The sequence below is a fragment of the Gemmatimonadota bacterium genome (genome assembly GCA_009841265.1).
Classification (GTDB): domain Bacteria; phylum JAAXHH01; class JAAXHH01; order JAAXHH01; family JAAXHH01; genus JAAXHH01.
Map to the genome: position 1 here is coordinate 295,693 of VXMB01000014.1, position 18,531 is coordinate 314,223.

Sequence of the window (18,531 nt, forward strand, 5' to 3'; positions counted from 1 at the left end):
CATGTGGGAACTCTTCTGGCGATTCCTGGCCCTGGGATGTATCAGCTTCGGCGGTCCCGTCGCCCACCTGGGATACTTCCGGACCGCCTTCGTGGACCGGTTGAAGTGGCTTGACGAAGCCTCCTACGGCCGGCTCGTGGCCCTGAGCCAGTTCCTTCCCGGACCATCTTCCAGCCAGGTCGGCTTTGCCATCGGGTACCAGCGGGCGGGCGTCGCCGGCGGCGTCGCCGTGTTCCTGGGATTCACGCTGCCGTCCTTCGTGCTCCTGTACCTGCTTGCCATCGCCGGGAGCACGGTGACGGACACGGTCTGGTTCGGCGGTTTCGTCAAGGGACTGAAACTGCTGGCCGTGGTCGTGGTCGCCGACGCCGTGCTGGGCATGTATTCCACCTTCTGCCGGCGCCGCCTCACCGGGGCGCTCTGCATTCTGACCGCGTCGGCCCTGCTGATCGCTCCTTCGATGGCGACCCAGTTCGCGGTCCTGGCGGCAGGCGCGCTGGCCGGCTGGCGCTTTCTGCGCGCTCCGGAGGCGCCGCCCGGAGGCCGGCTCTGTTTCTCCTGGCTGCCGCTGGCCCTCTTCTTCCTGCTCCTCATCGGTCTTCCGCTCCTGGCGAGCCTTTCGCCGGACCTTGATCTGCTTTCCCGGTTTTACCAGGCCGGCAGCCTGGTATTCGGCGGCGGACACGTCGTTTTGCCGCTGCTCCAGCAGACCGTGGGCGACGCGCTGCCCATCGATCGTTTCCTGCTCGGTTACGCCGCCGCCCAGGCCATTCCGGGCCCCATGTTCGCCATGTCGGCGTTCCTGGGCGCCGGAATGAACCCGGATCACGCGCTGGCCGGCGCGTTGATCGCGGTCCTCGGCATTTTCCTTCCGGGATTCCTGTTGATCCTGTCCTTCCACGACACCTGGGAGACCCTGGCGCGAAAGCCGGGCGCCGCGGGCGCGGTGGCGGGGGTCAACGCGTCGGTGGTCGGACTCCTGCTGGCCGCGCTCTACCAGCCCGTGTTCGTCAACGCCGTATTTTCGTCCCTGGATCTCGCGCTCGCCATCATCGGGTTCTTCCTGCTCAGGGTGTTGCGTCTGCCGATCCTGGCGCTGGTCGCGTTCTTTGCCGTGGCGGGGATGCTGCAAGCCGTCCTGGGGTGACGGGATAACGAAGCCGGTATTCCTTGTATATATCGGTTTAATGGGGATATTACATAAGGCCCAATCCATCATAGCCGGACCTGTTCATGTTTTGTCTTCGTATCTGACCATGCGACGAATCGCCTCATTCCTCTTTCTGCTCGTATTGCTCACCGCCCCGGAACTCTCCGCCCAGCGGGTCAACTCCATCGGCGTCGAGCTGCCCGAAGACGCGGCGCCGCCGGAGCGTCAGCGACTGCGGTTCTTCGAGATGGACGGAACGTACATGGAGTGGTTCAAGACCATTTACAGGCGCAGTCCGGCCACCAACCTCATCTCCGAGCCGCTGGTCCGCCAGGACCACAACTACGACCTGGTTCCGGCCGCCGCGAAGTCCTGGGAGGCCACGCCGGACGGCAATACGTGGCTCTTCCACCTGCGGTCCGGGATGCAGTGGGACGACGGCCGGCCCTTCAACGCCCATGACTACGTCTTTACCTTCCGCCGGGGGGCGGATCCGGACAATGCCTACGACTTCGAATGGCACTACCGCATCATCAAGAACTGGAGCGCCGTCGTCGGCCGGCGGCTGCCCGTCGATTCGCTGGGCGTGGAAGCGATAGACGATACGACGCTGGCCGTGCATACCGAGCAGCCCGTGCCCTACCTGCCCTTCAACCTCATCATGAGCTGGGCTTCGCCGGAGCACGCGGTGGCCAAGTACGGTGACGAATGGGCGACCCGGGCGGAGACCCATATTTCGTCCGGCCCCTTCAAGGTCACAGAATGGCGCAAGAACGAGATCATCATCCTGGACGCCAACCCGATGTACCGGGGGTCCATGCCGCCCCTTCTCGATCAGGTGATCATCCGGGTGTTCTCCCAGTCGGCCGTGCCGCTCATGCTCTCGGCTTATACGGCCGACGAGGTGGACATGATCCTCCTGAACGGGCAGGCGGCCCTGGGAAGGGTCAAGAGCGACCCGGTACTCAGCCGCGAACTGCATTCCATGGTCAACTTCGTCACGTTCTACATGACCATGGATACGTACAATCCGCCTTTCGACGACCTGCGCGTCCGGCAAGCCTTCGCACACTCCATCGACCGCACGGCCCTGATGGACTCCGCCCTGAAGGACGTGGGCGTGGCGGCCTACAGCATGCTGGCCCCCGGATTCCCCGGCGCGAAACCGGAGGTCTTCCGCGATATGCTGCCCTACGATCCCGAACGGGCCGGGCAGTTGATGGCGGAGGCCGGGTACCCCGACGGAAAGGGGTTTCCCCAGGTCGATATCTGGATCCGTGCCCACGACTACCAGTCCACCCGGCTTCCCGCGGAGGCCATCCAGGCGATGATCGCCGAAGCGCTGAACGTACGGGTCGGGGTCAGGGTCATCGAACGCAAGGTGTTCACCGACGGCTTAAACAACCACGAGGTGACGCTGGCCCTGGTGGCCTACAGCCAGGATTTTCCGGATCCGGCCAACCTGCTCGGGCTCTGGCGGTCCAGGGGGCGCCACGCTTGGCACGACGACACCTTCGAACGGCTGATTCACGAGGGCAACGAGTTCATGGGGCCGCCCGATGAACGGTTCGCCATTTACCACGCCGCCGAACGCAGGCTGGTGGAAGACGTGGGTGGCATCTTCCTCTGGTTTCCGGTGGAACACCGCCTTTGGAAACCCGATTTCTATAGCCCTACCCTCCAGCCCAACCGCCTCGGCATGGAGGTCTGGTCCAACCTGACCTGGATGAACGGGTATTTCAGGGATACGGATCATGAAACGGAGGATCAGCCGCGCAGCCGCGGCCTCTGGGACTGGCTCAAGTCCGCCCTGGACTGATGCAGTGCGAATCCAGCGTTTTATCTAAAGTCGCCGTGGATCGAGTGTTGCGGCACGCTATGCGGGACGGGAAAAACCTTCCAGTGCTTCATCGTCGATCCGGACACCCAGGCCGGGATCGTCCGTCACCGGAAAAGCGCCATCTTTGGGTTGCGGGGCTTCCAGCGCGTAGCGGCACCGTGTGAGAAAGGATTCGTGGCCGTGTTCCATGACCAGGAAGTTGGGGATGGCCGCGGACAGCTGGATGGTCGCGGCGGTGGAAAGCACCCCGCCTCCTCCTATGTGGGGTGACACGGGGATGTTGTAGGTCTCCGCGAGCACGGCGATGCGTTTCCCCTCGGACAGCCCCGTACGCCCGATATCCGGCATAACCACGTCGCAGGTCCTCCGGTCGAAGGCTTCCTTCATCTCGAACCGGGTGCGGTACCACTCACCGTTGGCGACGTGCATGTCCAGCGCCCGGGTCACGGCCGCGTGACCCGCCAGGTCTTCGGGCAGGGTCGGCGCCTCCAGCCAGTAGATATCAAGTGCTTCCAGTTCCCGGCCCAGCCTGATCGCCTCGGCCACGTCGAACTCGGTATGCACGTCCACCATGACGGTGATGTCCGGACCGACGCGCTCGCGGACGGCCCTGGCGAAGGCGACGGTACCGGCGCGGTCCCTTGAGGGGGACAGTTTCAGTCCGCGATAGCCCGCGGCCACGAGTCTTTCGGCCCGGTCCGCCGCGGTGGCGGGGTCGCGACCGGCACATCCTGAGTAAACTTCGACCCGGTCCCGGAACCTTCCCCCGAGCAGTTTATGGACCGGCAGGTCCAGCGCCTTTCCTTTCAGGTCCCACAGGGCGATGTCGCACGCGGCGAGGGCGTCGACGTAGAAGCCGGTCGGATGTCCCCTTTCCCGCATGCCGTCGAAGAGACGCTGCCACAGGAACTCCACGTCGAAGGGGTCCGCGCCGATCAGAACGGGACGGCACAGGTCATCCACGATGGTCCGCGTCGTATCGGGCAATATGGGACTTTGCCCTTCGCCGTAGCCGACCAGGCCCTCTTCGGTCGTTATGCGCACCACCAGGGTCTCGTGACTGTCGGACTTGAAGGCATGCCTGTTTTCCGGGATGAAATAGGCGGAAGGCGCACCGGGGCTGCGTTCACGCAATTCCTGGCCGGCTTCTCTCGGGATTCGTACCGCGAAAGCTTCGACGTTCGATACTTTCATCATCTCAGTCCTCCGGTCGCTCGCCGGCCGGCGCCATCTTCACCAGCCTGGGTTCAAAGCGGGCCATCACCTCCACCAGGTCGGTCTGCGCCGCCATCACTGCTTCGATATTCTTGTATACGAAGGGGACTTCGTCGAGACCGGCGGACATGAGCGTGACGCCTTTCTCCCGAAGCAGCCGGTTGGCGTCCTGCCAGTTCAGGCTCCGGATCGCCCGTTTCCGGCTCATCACGCGGCCGGCGCCGTGGGCGGCGGAGTTCATCGACGCGCGATTGCCCTTTCCGCGGACCACGAAGGCCGGGCTCGCCATCGAGCCGGGTATGATGCCCAGCACGCCCGGGCCTGCCGGCGTAGCGCCCTTGCGGTGTACGATTGCTTTCCGGTCAGGTATACGGCCGTGCAGGCCGGACTGGCCGTGCCGGTCGCGCTGGCCGGACGGGCCGGGGACGGAGATCATTTCCTTCCACGCGAAATTGTGGTGGTTCTCCAGGTCCAGCAACACTTCCACACCGAGGTGGCCGGCCATGTGCCGGTGTATACACGCGTGGTTGGCCTCCGCGTAATGGCCCATAAGCTCCATGGCTGCCCAGTATTCCTGTCCCGGCTCGGTGTCCAGGTCCAGCCAGGCCAGGTGCCGCTGTTCCCGGGACAGTTCGGGGCGCATGGACATGGCCAGCCTGCTGTAATGGGAGGCGACCATGGCGCCGGTCCCCCGGCTTCCACTGTGGGAAAGCAGGGCGAGGTAGGTGCCGGTATCGAGCCCCTTCAACGGCTCATTCAACGTCAGTTCGCCGAATTCGACGAAATGGTTGCCGCTCCCGCTGGTGCCCAGCTGGCTCCAGGCCTTGTCCTTCGCTTTTTTGGTCACGGGAGAGACGGACCAGTTCCGGTCGAGGACCGGGTGGTTCCGACGCTTCTTGAATCGGGCCCCCACGCCGAAGCGCGTCTCCGCCGAGATGGCCTTCTTCAGGCGGTCCGTACCCCGGTCGTGCCGCAGCGTGCCCAGCGGCAGGTCCAGGACGGTCAGTTTCATCCGGCAGGCGATGTCGACGCCCACGGCGTAGGGAATGACCGCGTTGTCCGTGGCCAGCACGCCGCCGATGGGCAGGCCGTAACCCACGTGGGCGTCCGGCATCAGCGCGGCGGCTACGGCCACGGGAAGCGCGCAGGCCCGCTCCATCTGCTGGATAGACTGCGCGTCCAGATCCCGTCCCCACTGCTGGTAGGGTATGCGATTTCCCAAAGCGGTCATGTCCTCTCAGAAGCCGGCAATCTGGCGTCCACTGAAGGTGAGCCGGAACATGAGCCGTTCGTAACGCGTGTCGTCAAAGGGCGTCGGGGCGTGCAGCGTGCACCGGTTGTCCCAGACCACCAGATCGCCCGGACGCCACCGGTGCATGTAGGTGTAGTCTTCTCCGGTCGCGTGGGCCTGCAGATCGTTCAGCAGTGCCGATCCCTCCGCGGGCGACATCCCTTCGACGGATTCGATGTGGCAAAGGGGCAGGTAGAGGGACTTTCGTCCGGTCTCCGGGTGTCGCGCGACCAGGGGCCGGACGATCGGGGGAAACTGTGCCAGTAGTGTTTCGCTAAGCGGCGGCCGGTGCGGATTCTTCTTCCTGAGCAGTTCGTTGAGATGATTGTAGGAATGGACGGTCCGGATGGAATCGGTGCGTGCTTTGACTTCGTCCGGCAGGTCCTCATAGGCCGCGGTCATGCCCGCGAAGCCCGTTTCCCCGCCCTCGGGGGGCGTGCGGATGCAGAACAGGCAGGATCCGACGGGCTGGGGATGGCGGAAAGAATCGTCCATGTGCCACAGCAGCGGCGGCGGGTCCGCCTGGATGAAGAGCGCGGTGTACTTTCCGTTCTCCTTCGCGTTCCCGATGCGCAGGATGTCGGGGAACCCCGGAACCAGGAAGGCCGGATCATATTTCTCGTTGCCCTCGGGTGTCCCGAACCGGGTTACGAACCGGCGGAGATGGGAGGGTTCGATATGTCCCTGGTTACGGATGACCACTAGTCCACCCGCCGCGTGAAAAGCGACCACGGCCCCCTTGACCATGGCTTCATCGAGCCGTGCGAGGTCCACGTCCCCGAGTTCGGCACCGAACCCGGACCGGGTCAGCGAAGTGTAATTGGTAGTTTCAGTCATGCCGGAAGCGTTTTCTGGATCAGCGCAGTTTTCCGCGGCCGAGAATGGGCCAGACCGTCTCGACGACCCCGTTGCGGATCCCGTAGAGGTGGTCGTGGAGGAACAGGGTGACGTCGGTGTACGCCACCATGAGGTCGAGTTTGTCCCCGACGGCGATCTCGTGATTCGGACCGGTGAAGGTCACGGTCCCGTGTTCCGCGGACATGCGCACGCTCACCACGTCATCGACGCCCACCGGCATGGGCATGCCGAACCACGCGGGCACCGTCTTGAACCCGGCGTCCACGATCAGCCGGTCCGGTTCAGGGCGGCTGGTGACCGTGACGTGCACGAAGATGGCGGGGTCGGTCCGAACCCCCCACAGGGTGTACATCACGTCGTTGAAGATCGCGCCGCCGGCCTGGATCTCGGTGATTCCTTCCAGGTCGGGCGTGACCGACAGCGTGCCGCTCCCGCCGCCGCTCACGATATCGCAGGGCAGTCCTTCGGCCCGGCAGTGCTCTGCGGAGTCCACGAGATCTCCCACGGCCCGCCTGATCTCCCCGTGTTTCCAGTCGGAGCCTTCATCCACGCAGGCGTGTCCTTCCCAGGCCATGACCCCCCGGAAACGCAGGCCGGGGGTCCGGTGGACCTGCCGGGCAAGCTCGACGACCGGTTCGCCGGGCCGGACGCCGGCCCGCTCCATGCCCGTGTTCAGTTCGACGAGCACGCCGACCTCGACGCCGGTTTCCATCGCGGTGCGGCCCAGATCCTCCAGCGTGGCGTCGCTGTCGACGGCGACCTTCACGTCCGCCTGCCTGCAGAGATGGGCCAGGCGGATGTATTTCGGCGGTCCGACCACCTGGTTGGCGATGAGGATGTCCTCGACGCCGCCCGCGGCCATGACCTCGGCCTCACCGAGCTTGGCGCAGGTGACGCCGATAGCGCCGGCCTTCAGCAGCCTGTGGGCAATCGCCGGAATCTTGACCCCCTTGATGTGCGGGCGCCAGTCCACGCCGGCTTCCTTCAGCCGTTGCCCCACGGTGCGGATGTTGTTTTCAAGACGATCCAGGTCAACCCAGAGGACCGGGGTGTCCAGATCTTCCTTTCGCGTTCCGATCTCGTCCAAAGTGTGTTCCCTCACGTGTTGAGACTCGGCCGATGCGCCGTTTCGATCTCATGATCGGCAACGGCTTTCTGCAGATTTGGGCACGACGTCCCTCAAATTGTTCGAGAATTCGCAATGCCGTGCTGACTGACTATTTTGTATCACCTCGGCAACGCTCCGTCAAGGACGATTAGTGTATCGGTACCCAAACACAGGAGGACATCATGGAAATAGCTGGACTATTGATTCAACCCTGGTACCGAACGTCTTTGAAAGGGGATACCAGAGGTCCGTCCGGGCAGTGCAGCCGGCCGTTCACGACCCATCCGCAGTCTCGCGCCTCGAGCTCCGACACGAGATACCCTTCCCACTTTCCTGTTTCTTCTTCATAGGCGGGGTCGCCCACCAGGTTGCGGCACTCGCCGGGATCCTCGTCCAGGTCGAAGAATTGCTTCTGATCGATTCGCGGCAGCCAGATGAACTTCCGGTGGCCGTCCGTCACGTACTGCATCTCCTGTTCAGGCGCGTAGCACCAGCAATGCTCGCCATGCAGGTAGTCTCGCCAGCCTTCGGTTTTCCCCCGCATAAGTGGGAGGAGGCTTTGTCCTGTCACCGTGGGCGGCACGTCCACGTCGGCCGCGTCCAGGATCGTGGGCATGATGTCGCGGAGTTCGGCCACGCCGTCCGGAACGGGAGCGTTGACCTTTTCGTCCCAGGCAGCCGGCGGGCAGACGATCAGCGGAATCCTCGCGCTGCCCTCGTAGGCATAGGTCTTGCGCCAGAGATGGTGGTCGCCCACCATGTCTCCGTGGTCGGACGTGAAGATGACCCAGGTGTTGGACCAGGCCGCCGGATCGTGCCGTTCCATCCAGTTCTTGAGCCGGCCGATCTGCGTGTCGATGAAGGAAATCTCCCCGTAGTACCCGGCCCGGCCGCGATGGATGCGCGCGGCCGACTGCTTCCCGTGCCAGGCATTCACGTCCGTGGCGTCGAAGGGCACGTCGTGCATGTCCGCCCAGTCGCCGATGTACGGCGTCGGGGTCTCCCGGTCGTGGTACAGGTCGAAGTACCATGCGGGCGGCACGTAGGGCGAATGGGGCCGGGCGAAGCTGACGTTGAGGAAGAAGGGTTTCGCGCGGTCGCGCCGCGCGATGTAATGGATCGCCCGGCTCATGGTCCAGGCCGTCGGATGGAGGTATTCCTCCGTATGCCAGGGACGCCCGATCCAAGAGTTCCAGTTGACCCCGTGATCGTCAGGCGAGATGTCGCGCCGTTTCTCCCGGTCGAACCACCGGCGGTACTCGTCCCGCAGGCCCTGGGCGATCAGGCGGCCGGACTCGTCCAGTTCCGATGACTGAAAGCCCATGTCCGCCCGCTGCGGCGTGAAGTGGCCCTTCCCGACCAGGTGGGTGGCATATCCCGCGTCCGACAGTGTGCCGGCCAGGGTATGGGGGAAGTCGTTGGGTATCGGTCCCTGTCCCCGTCCCATACCGAGAACGCCGGTGTGCCACTGGTCCATGCCGGTCATCACGGTCGAACGGGCGGGAATACAGGAAGGGACCGCCGTGTAGGCGTGGGGAAACCGTGCGCCCCGTGCGGCCAGGTGGTCCAGGTTGGGTGTTTCCGCCACTGGATGTCCGTCGCAGCTCATGCAGTCGCCGCGCATCTGGTCCGCCATGATGAAGATGACGTTGGGACGGGACATGGTTTTCTGCTCCTGGATGACGCGCTCCTGGATGACGCGGAGTCCGGCAATGAGCCCGGCGAATGGGATTCATAACTTACGTGTCCCGTGTCTGCTGTCAAGATCGGAAGCCTTCCTCGCATCACGGCATATGACCATGGTATACGACTTCCGTTAAGCCGTTAATCCCCTTGACATTGGGGCGGTCTCCTCCACATTTCATGCAGGGCAGGACCGTCAATGTTCGAGACCTCGGGATCCCGTCAAAGGAGGCATGCGCCCCATGGCTGCGCGAGACAAACCCTTAACTGATGAAGAGCGGGCATTCTGGGCGGACATACGGCGCCAGTTCTATCTCGACGACGGCGTGACCTTTCTCCAGGGCGGCTCGGTGGGTCCATCGGCGAGACCGGTCATCGAGCAGGTGATCGATTGGCTGCGGCAGGTGGAGAAGAACCCGCTGCGCAACCAGGGCGGCGGGCTCATGCGGTCCCTGGTAGAGTCGGCCCGCGAGAAAGTCGCCGATTTCACCGGGGCTTCCGCGAAAAACGTGGCCCTGGTACTCAACACCACGATGGGCATGAACGTCCCCGCCCGCGGGTTGCCCCTGCAGCCCGGCGGAGAGGTGTTGATGAGCGACCAGGAATACCCTTCCGTCCAGCGCATGTGGGAACACATGGCCAGGACACAGCACGTGCTGATCCGGAAGGTTCCCCTGCCGACGCCGCCCGATACCCCGGGGGAGATCGTCGACGCCTTCGCCGCCTATATCACGCCACGCACCCAGGTCATGGTCTTCTCCCACGTCTACTGCACCACGGGTCTTGTTGCGCCCGTTGACGAACTGACCACCCTGGCCCACGACCACGGCGCCGTGGCCGTGGTGGATGGCGCGCACGCGGTCGGCATGGTGCCGGTCGATATCGAAGCATGGGGGTGCGATTTCTATGCCAGCAGTACGCACAAGTGGCTGCTCGCGCCCAAGGGGACGGGCATCTGCTATGTCGCGGATCCCTATCTGAGCGCGCTGCCGGCGCCCATTCTGGGATACAATACCTTCCCTGTGACCCACGCACGCCGGTTCGACGTGACGGGGACACACGACACGACGCACTTCGCCGGACTGGGCGCCGCCATCGATTTTCAACTGGGCATAGGATGGGAAGACCGGATCAGACCTTATTGCCTGGGTTTGGCCCGGTACCTGCGCGAACTGATCACGACGGAGATCGAAGGCGCCCGCATAACCGTGCCCTCCGGACCCGAGATGTCCGGATTCCTGACTTCCTTCACCATAGACGGCTGCGATCTCAGCAAAGTCGTAGAGCTCATGTGGAAGGAGTATCGCATACAGATCGCCGGCACGCGGGCCGGCCATCTGCCCGTCTTCCGCATATCCACGCACTTCTACGACAGTTACGAGGATATCGACCGGTTCATCGACGCGTTGAAGGAGGTGCTCGCCACCCGGCGGGACGAGCTGTTCGAAGAACGGGATTGACCCGGAACCCATGCTCAGACTCGAATTCGACCGCGGGACCATCCTGGTGCACGGCGACCGGGACCAGGTGGACGCGTTGTCCCTGCCCGGCTGCGCGTTCGACCGGCGGGTGGCGCTGCACCGCGCGCCGGCGCGACATTACCGCGAGATCATCACCCGGCTCAACGACCGGGGCATCCCCCACCAGGACGACGCCCGGTCCTACGGGAAGCTGGACTTGTCCTTCCAGTCGGACCGGTCCCCCTTTCCCTACCAGCAGGAGGCCGTGGACGCCTGGTGGAAGGCGGGCGGACGGGGCATCGTCGTACTGCCGACCGGCGCGGGCAAGACTTTCGTCGCGCTCATGTGCATGGCCCGCGTCCAGCGCGGCACGCTGGTCGTCGTTCCGACCATCGACCTGATGCAGCAGTGGTACGGCGTGATTTCCAGCCAGTTCGACACCGAAGTCGGGCTGATCGGCGGGGGATACTACGACATCGAGCCCGTCTCCGTGTCCACCTACGATTCCGCGTACCTGCACATGGAGCGGTTCGGCCATCAGTTCGGACTCGTGGTCTTCGACGAATGCCACCACCTGCCCGGCCCCTCCTACCTGATGACCGCGGACCTGTCGCTGGCGCCCTACCGGCTGGGATTGACCGCCACGCTCGAACGGGAGGACGGGGCGGAACACCTCCTGCGGGACGCGATCGGCGATACGGTCTACCGCCAGGAGATCCGTTCGCTGAGCGGGGAATACCTTTCCGGATACGAGACCATAAAGATCAGCGTGCGTCTTTCGCCGGAAGAGCGCACGGAGTACCAGGAGGCGAGAAACACCTACCGGGCGTTCCTGGACAGCCAGCGGATCGCCCTGTCCGGCCCAGGTGGATGGGTGCGTTTCCTGGCGGCGACGTCGCGGAGCGAGGAGGGACGGAGGGCTTTCACGGCCTACCGGGCCCAGAAGGCCATCGCCCAGGGTTCGCAGGCCAAGCTGCGCGTCCTGGAACGGCTGATCCGCCAGCACCGCCGCGACCGCATGCTCATCTTCACCAGCGACAACGAAACGGTATACCGAATCTCGCGACGGTTCCTCGTCCCCGCCATCACGCACCAGACTAAGGTCAAGGAGCGCCAGGACATCCTGGCGGCGTTCAACGCGGGCAGGTACCCCTTCCTGGTCACGTCCCGCGTGCTGAACGAAGGGGTCGACGTCCCCGAAGCCAACATCGCTGTGGTACTTTCCGGCACCGGCAGCGTGAGAGAGCATGTGCAGCGTCTCGGCCGGATCCTGCGCCGCGTCGAGGGGAAGCACGCATTGCTCTACGAACTGGTGGCCGAGCAGACGGGCGAGGAATACGCGAGTACCCGGCGCAGGCAGCACAGTGCCTACCGGAAGCCGCCGGCTCAGGAGAACGCGACATGCTGACGGGCGACCTGCTCCGCGTCCGGTTCCGCAAGGGACAGATCCAGCTTCCCTACATCGACGAAGCGAGCGGGGACCACCTGGGCGTGGCCGAAACGCTGATCCGCGCCTTCGACGGCCATGTAGGCGGATCCCGGCAGGAACTCGACGAAGAACTCGCGGATATCACGGGTGCGGGAACGGAATTCCTGTTTCATCGCGGCCTGAGCAAGCTGTTGAAGGATCGCTGCACGTTCGCGGCCGCTTCGCCCGTCGACCCGGTGGAACTGCGAAGCGAAATCTTCGATTCAGCGGCGGCGGCTTACCGGAACACGGACCAGGTCCGCATCGACCGGGAGGCCGTTCTGGCCGAGGCGGCGAAATCGGCCGGCATCGAAGCAAAGGAGGTCGACCAGGCCTTCTATGCCGATCTCAAGGCGGCCGAGCGGCTGGAGTCTTTCAAGTCCTGCACCCCGGAGTGGCTCCTGGGCAGGTACAACGTCGCGCTGGCCCAGGCCGCCCTGTTCCGGGCGACGGAACTCGACCTGCATGTCGAGGGCGAGACCCCGGCCCGTTACCGCGACCTCTTCCGGAAGCTGAAGTTCTTCCGGCTGCTCCACGAGATCCGGCAGACCGGTCCGGGGGCATACCATATTCATATCGACGGCCCCATGGCGCTCTTCAAGTCCTCCCAGCGCTACGGACTGCAGATCGCCCAGTTTCTTCCCGCGGTCCTGCACTGCGGGAACTGGCGGATCGCCGCTTCCGTGACCTGGGGCGCCAGGCGCCGGGAGGGCGTGTTCACGCTCACTCCCGAAACGGGACTCAAACCCATCGGCCCTTCCACGGGCCAGTGGATACCCGAGGAGGTGGCCTGGCTCGAAGAACGGTTCGGCCGGCTGAAAACGGTCTGGCGCATGGCTGCCGGATCGGAAATCATCGACCTCGGAGGCCGGGGCGTACTGGTCCCCGATTATGTCTTTACCCATCCGGCCGCAGGGACGAAAGTGTACCTGGATTTCCTCGGTTTCTGGCGTTCCTCGGCGGTCCGGACGCGTCTCGACCTACTCAGGCGCCACGGCCCTCCCAACCTGATCCTGGCGATTTCCGACGATCTCGCCGTGGACGACGAATCCTCGTCGGGGCTGCCGGGTGAGGTGTACAGATTCCGGCGGACGCCCGTGGCCCGCGACATCCTCGGAATCCTCGACGCCATGACGGCTGAGACCCCTGGAGAATCTCCGGCGACGCTGGACCTGTTCGATCACTGAGAAGCGGCATAAATGGGTTGATTTGAACGACCGCCGTGCCATAGGTTATGGCCATGTCCTCCCCTCCTTCCACTTCCGTCTCATCGTCATGGATTACCCGGGGTTTCGAGGCCTTCCGCCGGGGCGCCTTCAGCAATGGCGGCCAGAATCTCTACGTGTCGCGAGCGGGGGTGCTGCAACGCATTCACCAGTTCGACCTGGACCGCGACGGCCACGTAGACCTCGTCTTCTGCAACAGCCAGAACCACGGTGAAAAACCTCCGGTCACCTTGTATCATGAGGTACTCGGACGGACCACCTCCCGGTTCCTGCCCTCCGACGGGGCAAGAACGGGGGTCGTCGCCGACCTGAACGGGGATGGATACGACGACCTGGTCGTCGGCATGTTCTACAATGGCATCCGGCGGGATCTCAACGCGTTCCTGTACTACGGTGGCCCGGACGGACTCGGCGAAGGGCGTGTGCAGTACCTGCCCGCGCCCTGCTGCACTTCGGTGGCCGCAGGGGATTTCGACGGCGACGGCAGGCCGGATCTGGCCTTCGTTTCCGGCGGTAGGTTGCGGCTGTTTCCTCAGACGGCGCTGGGGTTCGAGCCGAAGGGCTACCGGGACCTGGATATCGAGGCAGACCAGGCCGCGTCCTGCGACGTGGACGGCGACGGGTTCGCCGACCTGGTCATCAGGACCGCCCGGGGGGATGTCCGGGTATACTGGGGCGGCCCGGACGGAATCGTGCCGGAACGATCATCCGACGTCTCCGTCGATGCCGACCCGCCGGATAGACCGGACCAGGCTGACCAGGCTGACCAGGCTGACCAGGACCTCGACGGCTATCCCGAAGAGGTCGATCCCGCTGTCCCGCTGGTCTCCGTGCTCCGGATCCGGGGTGTGCCCCATGTATTCGTCGCGCGGACAGATGCGGTCTATCTCGTGCCTTTCGAAGGGGGACGAGTGGCCGGGACGCCGGTCCGGCTATCCTGCCGGAACGCCTTCGCCGCCGCCGCGGGCGACCTGGCCGGCGACGGACGATGCAGCCTGGTCGTGGCCTGTCGGGACCGCCACGGCGGGGAGGAATGTTCGTGGCTGTACCACGACGGGAACGAGGGCGGGTACAGCGATCAGAACCGCACGGCGATCCCCAGCCGTTACGCCTGCGATGCGGCCGTTGGGGACCTGGACGGAGACGGCCGGTCCGAGATCGTGATCTGTCAGACCCATACGCCGGAAAGCTATACATCGGAATCCCTGGCGTACCGCTGGGGCCGGGACGGGCTGGCGCCGCCGCGCGTCCTCGAGACCCATGACGCCCGGCGGGTGCTGCTGGTCCGCATGGCCCGCGCATCGGACGATCCCCTTCCGCAGACCGTTTTCATCAACCAGTTCAGCCGGAACCTGAGGGGCGACATCCCCGTCTGCGTCTATCACGGCGGTCCCGACGGGTTTGACCCTGAACACCGCCAGGAAGTGCCGGGGTGGGGCGCGGTGGAAGCGCTCCGGTGTGACCTGAACGACGACGGGTTGCCCGACCTGATCCTGGCCAACGCGTCCGAGAACTCGGTCCGCCAGGATCCGGGGTCCTACGTATACTACAACGGGGAAGGGCGATTCGGGAGTGAACCGGACGTGCGCCTGCCGACCGTGCGGGCTCACGGGGTCTGTTGCGCGGACCTGGACCGGGACGGATACCTGGACCTCGTCTTCTGCGGATTCGATAATCCGGATATCGTCATCTTCTACGGCGGACAAGACGGCTTCGACTACGGACGAACGGAGCGCATCCGCCTCGAATACGAAGGTGTCGTGTACAAGGATCCGCGCTGGATCTTCCTCGTCGACCTGAACGGCGACGGCTGGCTCGACCTGGTCGTGCCGCAGATCGCCGACGACTACAGTTTCATCCTTTGGGGCGGGCCAGAAGGCTTCAGCATGGACCGGTGCCAGGCGCTTTCCGTGTGGCACGGCGCCTGCGCCCGGGCGGCGGACCTCAGCGGGAACGGGTATCCCGACCTGGTCATCGGTGGACACGAGCCGTCGATCGGGGCGCCCCACGACTCCTTCGTACACATCTACTGGAACGGTCCCGACGGGCTACGCGAGGACCGCCGCACCCTCCTGCCGTCCAACGCGGTGAACGCCATGTCCATCATGGACTTCAACGGGAATGGCCTGCTCGATCTCTTCGTCTGCTCCTACCACGACAACCGCGTGCGGGACATCGATTCCTACATCTACTGGAACCGTGCCGGCCGGGGATTCTCGGCCGACGACCGCACCCGGCTGTTCACCCATTCCGCGTCGGGCTGCGTGGCCGCGGATTTCGACGGAGACGGCCGCGTCGACCTCGCCGTCGCCTATCACAAGGTCGAGGGCGACCATGTCGGCCATTCCGCCGTCTGGTGGAACGGTCCCGATGGTTTCGACGCCAGGAGGGTCACCCGGCTGCCCACGACCGGCCCCCACGGCATGACCGCCGTGCAGACGGGAAACATGTTGGACGCGGGTCCGGAAGAATACTATGTCTCGGCGCCGCACGAGATACCCCGGGGACAGGCCGTGGCCGGCATCGACTGGGAAGCGGAATGCGGCCCGGGCACCTGGGTGCATGCCCAGGTCCGGTGGGCGGACTCGGTGGAAGCACTGGCACGATCGGCGTGGCATGGCGCCGGGGGAGCGGGCACCTGGTACGAAACACCCCAGCCGGTACGGGACAAAGGCGCGGGACCGTGGGTACAGTACCGGCTCGCGCTGGGCGCGAAAAACGGGGGAAGCACCCCGAGGGTCACGGAAGTCCGGCTGGAAACGGGCTGACGGACCAGGTCGGCGGATGGATCACCGGAGAACAGAGCATGCGCAAGGCGTCGGAAGTCTTCGATGAGATACAACGCTGGGCGGAAGCGGACGATCAGATCAGAGGACTGGTCCTGTCGAGTGGCCGGGTCGATGGAAACGACACGGTCGACCTGTTGTCGGATTACGACGTGATCGTGTACGTCAGGGACCTGGAACCCTACAAACGGGACGATAACTGGTTGGAAGCGTTCGGATCCGTGATGACGTGCTCGCCGCCCTTGCCAACCTTGTTTGATGACGTCAGGATTGGCCGCATGGTGATCTATGACGATGGCGTACGGATCGACTGGAGCATCGCGAACGCTGAATCCATGCACGACCTCAACGGCGAGCCCGAACCTTACCGGGTGCTGCTGGATAAGGACCGTATCGTACATGACCCCATACTGCCCTATCACAGCGCCTACCACGTTATAAGACCTACGAAGGACGAATACGACGAACTGGTTGCCGATTTCTGGTGGGACATCATCTATGTGGCCAAGGCCCTGTGGCGCGATGAACTCTACTGGGCAAAGCACATGAACAGAAAAGTTCATTCCCCTTTTCTTGAAAAAGTCATCGAATGGAATATCGGCATGAAAAACGACTGGTCGGTTACGACCAACAAACACGGCCGCTGGTTCAAGCGTTACCTGGACCCCGGGACATGGGCGGAAATCGAGTCCACGTATTCGGGAGCGGATCTGGATCAAAACTGGGATGCCCTGTTTAATGCGACCCGGCTGTTTCGGCGTCTTGCCGTTACCGTCGCCGAAGGGTTGGATTTCGACTATCCTCACGAAACCGACCGGCGCGTCACGGCGTACATGGGGAAGATCAGGCGGCTGGACCCGGACGCCGAGGACTTCGTGTGAACCCTAACACTGGAGCATCGAAGATGAAGGCACTGCTTGAAAAACTGAACATCGAAGCCTTGAACGCCGGGGCCTGTACGGGGATGGACGGCTGGATACACGGGGAGGGACCGATCCTGACGTCGTACAACCCCACGACCGGCGATCCGATCGCAGGCGTGCGGCAGGCGACGCCCGAGGTCTTTGACCGGGTGATCGAACACGCCCGCGCCACCTTCGATACCTGGCGAGCGCTGCCCGCGCCGAAGCGGGGGGACATGGTCAGGGACCTGGGCAACGTCCTGCGGGCGTACAAGGAACCACTGGGCGAGCTCGTCTCCCTGGAGATGGGCAAGATCCGCGTGGAGGGCATGGGGGAAGTCCAGGAGATGATCGACATCTGCGATTTCTCCGTCGGCCTTTCCCGCCAGTTGTATGGACTGACCATCGCGAGCGAGCGGCCGAGTCACCGCATGAGCGAGCAGTGGCACCCCCTGGGCGTGATCGGCATCATCACCGCCTTCAATTTCCCCGTGGCGGTCTGGTCGTGGAACGCTTCCCTGGCCTCGGTGTGCGGCGACGTCACCGTATGGAAGCCGAGCGGTCAGACACCGCTGACGGCCGTGGCCACGCAGCACCTGTGCAACCGGGTCATGGCCGACCACGGGGTGGACGGCGTGTTCAACCTGGCCATCGGCCGCGGCAGCGACGTGGGGAATCTCATCCTCGATGACGAACGCATACCGCTCGTATCCTTCACGGGTTCGACCGCGACGGGCAGGACCGTGGCCGCACGGGTCGCGTCCCGGTTCGGTCGCAGCATACTGGAGCTGGGCGGCAACAACGCGATCGTCGTCACCGAGCACGCCGATCTCGAACTCGCCGTACCCGGCATCGTCTTCGGCGCCGTGGGTACGGCAGGACAACGGTGCACCTCGACGCGTCGCATCATCGGGCACAAAAGCTTGACGACGACGCTGATCGATCGATTGGCCCGCGCCTACGCGCAGGTGCCCATGGGAGATCCCATCGACGACGGCACGCTCATGGGACCGCTGGTCACGGCCGACGCCGTGGACGACATGATGCAGGCCATCGAGCAGGCGAAGGCCGAGGGCGGCGAGGTGGTCACCGGCGGAAAACACCGTCCGGACCTGGGACCGCACTTCGTCGAACCGACGATCATCCGCATGCCCACCCAGTCGGAAATCGTGAAACGGGAGACCTTCGCGCCGATTCTGTATATCCTGGAATATGAAACCCTGGACGAGGCCATAGACCTCCACAACAACGTGCCCCAGGGGCTTTCCAGCGCCATCTTCACCGACAGCCTGCGCGAGGCGGAGCGGTTTCTCTCCGCGACGGGGTCGGACTGTGGCATCGCGAACGTGAACATCGGCACGTCGGGCGCTGAGATCGGCGGAGCCTTCGGGGGCGAGAAGGAGACGGGCGGCGGCCGCGAATCGGGCTCGGACGCCTGGAAAGCCTACATGCGCCGCCAGACCAATACCGTCAACTGGTCCACCGATCTCCCGCTGGCCCAGGGGATCGAGTTCGACACCGTCGGATCAGACGGTGACTGACCG

At 64.4% G+C, this 18,531-nt stretch carries 13 protein-coding genes; 8 read left to right on the plus strand and 5 right to left on the minus strand.

Annotated features, from left to right (window positions below):
• Window position 1: 1 nt before the first annotated feature.
• A complete protein-coding gene (gene chrA / locus F4X08_13950) occupies window positions 2-1,147 on the plus strand; it encodes a chromate efflux transporter (protein ID MYD26900.1) in 1,146 nt (381 codons plus the stop codon).
• Between the two features lie 40 nt (window positions 1,148-1,187).
• A complete protein-coding gene (locus tag F4X08_13955; GenBank protein ID MYD26901.1) occupies window positions 1,188-2,969 on the plus strand; it encodes a peptide ABC transporter substrate-binding protein in 1,782 nt (593 codons plus the stop codon).
• A 57-nt stretch (window positions 2,970-3,026) separates the two neighbouring features.
• On the opposite strand, the gene F4X08_13960 is transcribed toward F4X08_13955, so the two are convergent.
• The 5 genes from F4X08_13960 to F4X08_13980 form a co-directional block, all read right to left on the minus strand.
• Complete coding sequence (locus F4X08_13960; GenBank protein ID MYD26902.1) at window positions 3,027-4,187, minus strand: mandelate racemase/muconate lactonizing enzyme family protein; 1,161 nt, start codon at window positions 4,185-4,187, stop codon at window positions 3,027-3,029.
• A 1-nt stretch (window position 4,188) separates the two neighbouring features.
• On the minus strand, window positions 4,189-5,436 hold the full coding sequence (locus F4X08_13965; protein MYD26903.1) for an RtcB family protein: 1,248 nt from the start codon (window positions 5,434-5,436) through the stop codon (window positions 4,189-4,191).
• Between the two features lie 6 nt (window positions 5,437-5,442).
• A complete protein-coding gene (locus F4X08_13970) occupies window positions 5,443-6,333 on the minus strand; it encodes a TauD/TfdA family dioxygenase (protein MYD26904.1) in 891 nt (296 codons plus the stop codon).
• A gap of 19 nt (window positions 6,334-6,352) precedes the next feature.
• Complete coding sequence (locus tag F4X08_13975) at window positions 6,353-7,456, minus strand: DSD1 family PLP-dependent enzyme (GenBank protein ID MYD26905.1); 1,104 nt, start codon at window positions 7,454-7,456, stop codon at window positions 6,353-6,355.
• A gap of 211 nt (window positions 7,457-7,667) precedes the next feature.
• Entirely contained in the window at window positions 7,668-9,125 is a 1,458-nt protein-coding gene (locus F4X08_13980; protein MYD26906.1) for an arylsulfatase, read from the minus strand.
• A gap of 253 nt (window positions 9,126-9,378) precedes the next feature.
• On the opposite strand from F4X08_13980, the gene F4X08_13985 reads away from it, so the two are divergent.
• Genes F4X08_13985 through F4X08_14010 form a run of 6 tightly spaced genes read left to right on the plus strand, consistent with a single transcriptional unit; the run spans window position 9,379 to window position 18,528 of the window.
• Complete coding sequence (locus tag F4X08_13985) at window positions 9,379-10,605, plus strand: aminotransferase class V-fold PLP-dependent enzyme (GenBank protein ID MYD26907.1); 1,227 nt, start codon at window positions 9,379-9,381, stop codon at window positions 10,603-10,605.
• Window positions 10,606-10,615: 10 nt separating this feature from the next.
• Window positions 10,616-12,013 carry a DEAD/DEAH box helicase gene (locus F4X08_13990; GenBank protein MYD26908.1) on the plus strand — a complete coding sequence of 466 codons (1,398 nt, stop codon included), beginning with the start codon at window positions 10,616-10,618 and terminating at the stop codon, window positions 12,011-12,013.
• Window positions 12,007-13,260 (plus strand): DUF790 family protein, encoded by a 1,254-nt coding sequence (locus F4X08_13995; protein ID MYD26909.1) that lies wholly within the window; start codon window positions 12,007-12,009, stop codon window positions 13,258-13,260. The genes F4X08_13990 and F4X08_13995 overlap by 7 nt, the downstream gene beginning before the upstream one ends.
• A 47-nt stretch (window positions 13,261-13,307) precedes the next feature.
• Window positions 13,308-16,067 (plus strand): VCBS repeat-containing protein, encoded by a 2,760-nt coding sequence (locus F4X08_14000; GenBank protein MYD26910.1) that lies wholly within the window; start codon window positions 13,308-13,310, stop codon window positions 16,065-16,067.
• Window positions 15,839-16,966, plus strand: a complete 1,128-nt coding sequence (locus F4X08_14005; protein ID MYD26911.1) for an aminoglycoside 6-adenylyltransferase — start codon at window positions 15,839-15,841, stop codon at window positions 16,964-16,966. Before F4X08_14000 ends, F4X08_14005 begins: the two co-directional genes overlap by 229 nt.
• Window positions 16,967-16,989: 23 nt before the next feature.
• Window positions 16,990-18,528: an aldehyde dehydrogenase family protein gene (locus F4X08_14010; protein ID MYD26912.1), complete on the plus strand. Its 1,539-nt coding sequence runs from the start codon at window positions 16,990-16,992 to the stop codon at window positions 18,526-18,528.
• Window positions 18,529-18,531: the final 3 nt, after the last annotated feature.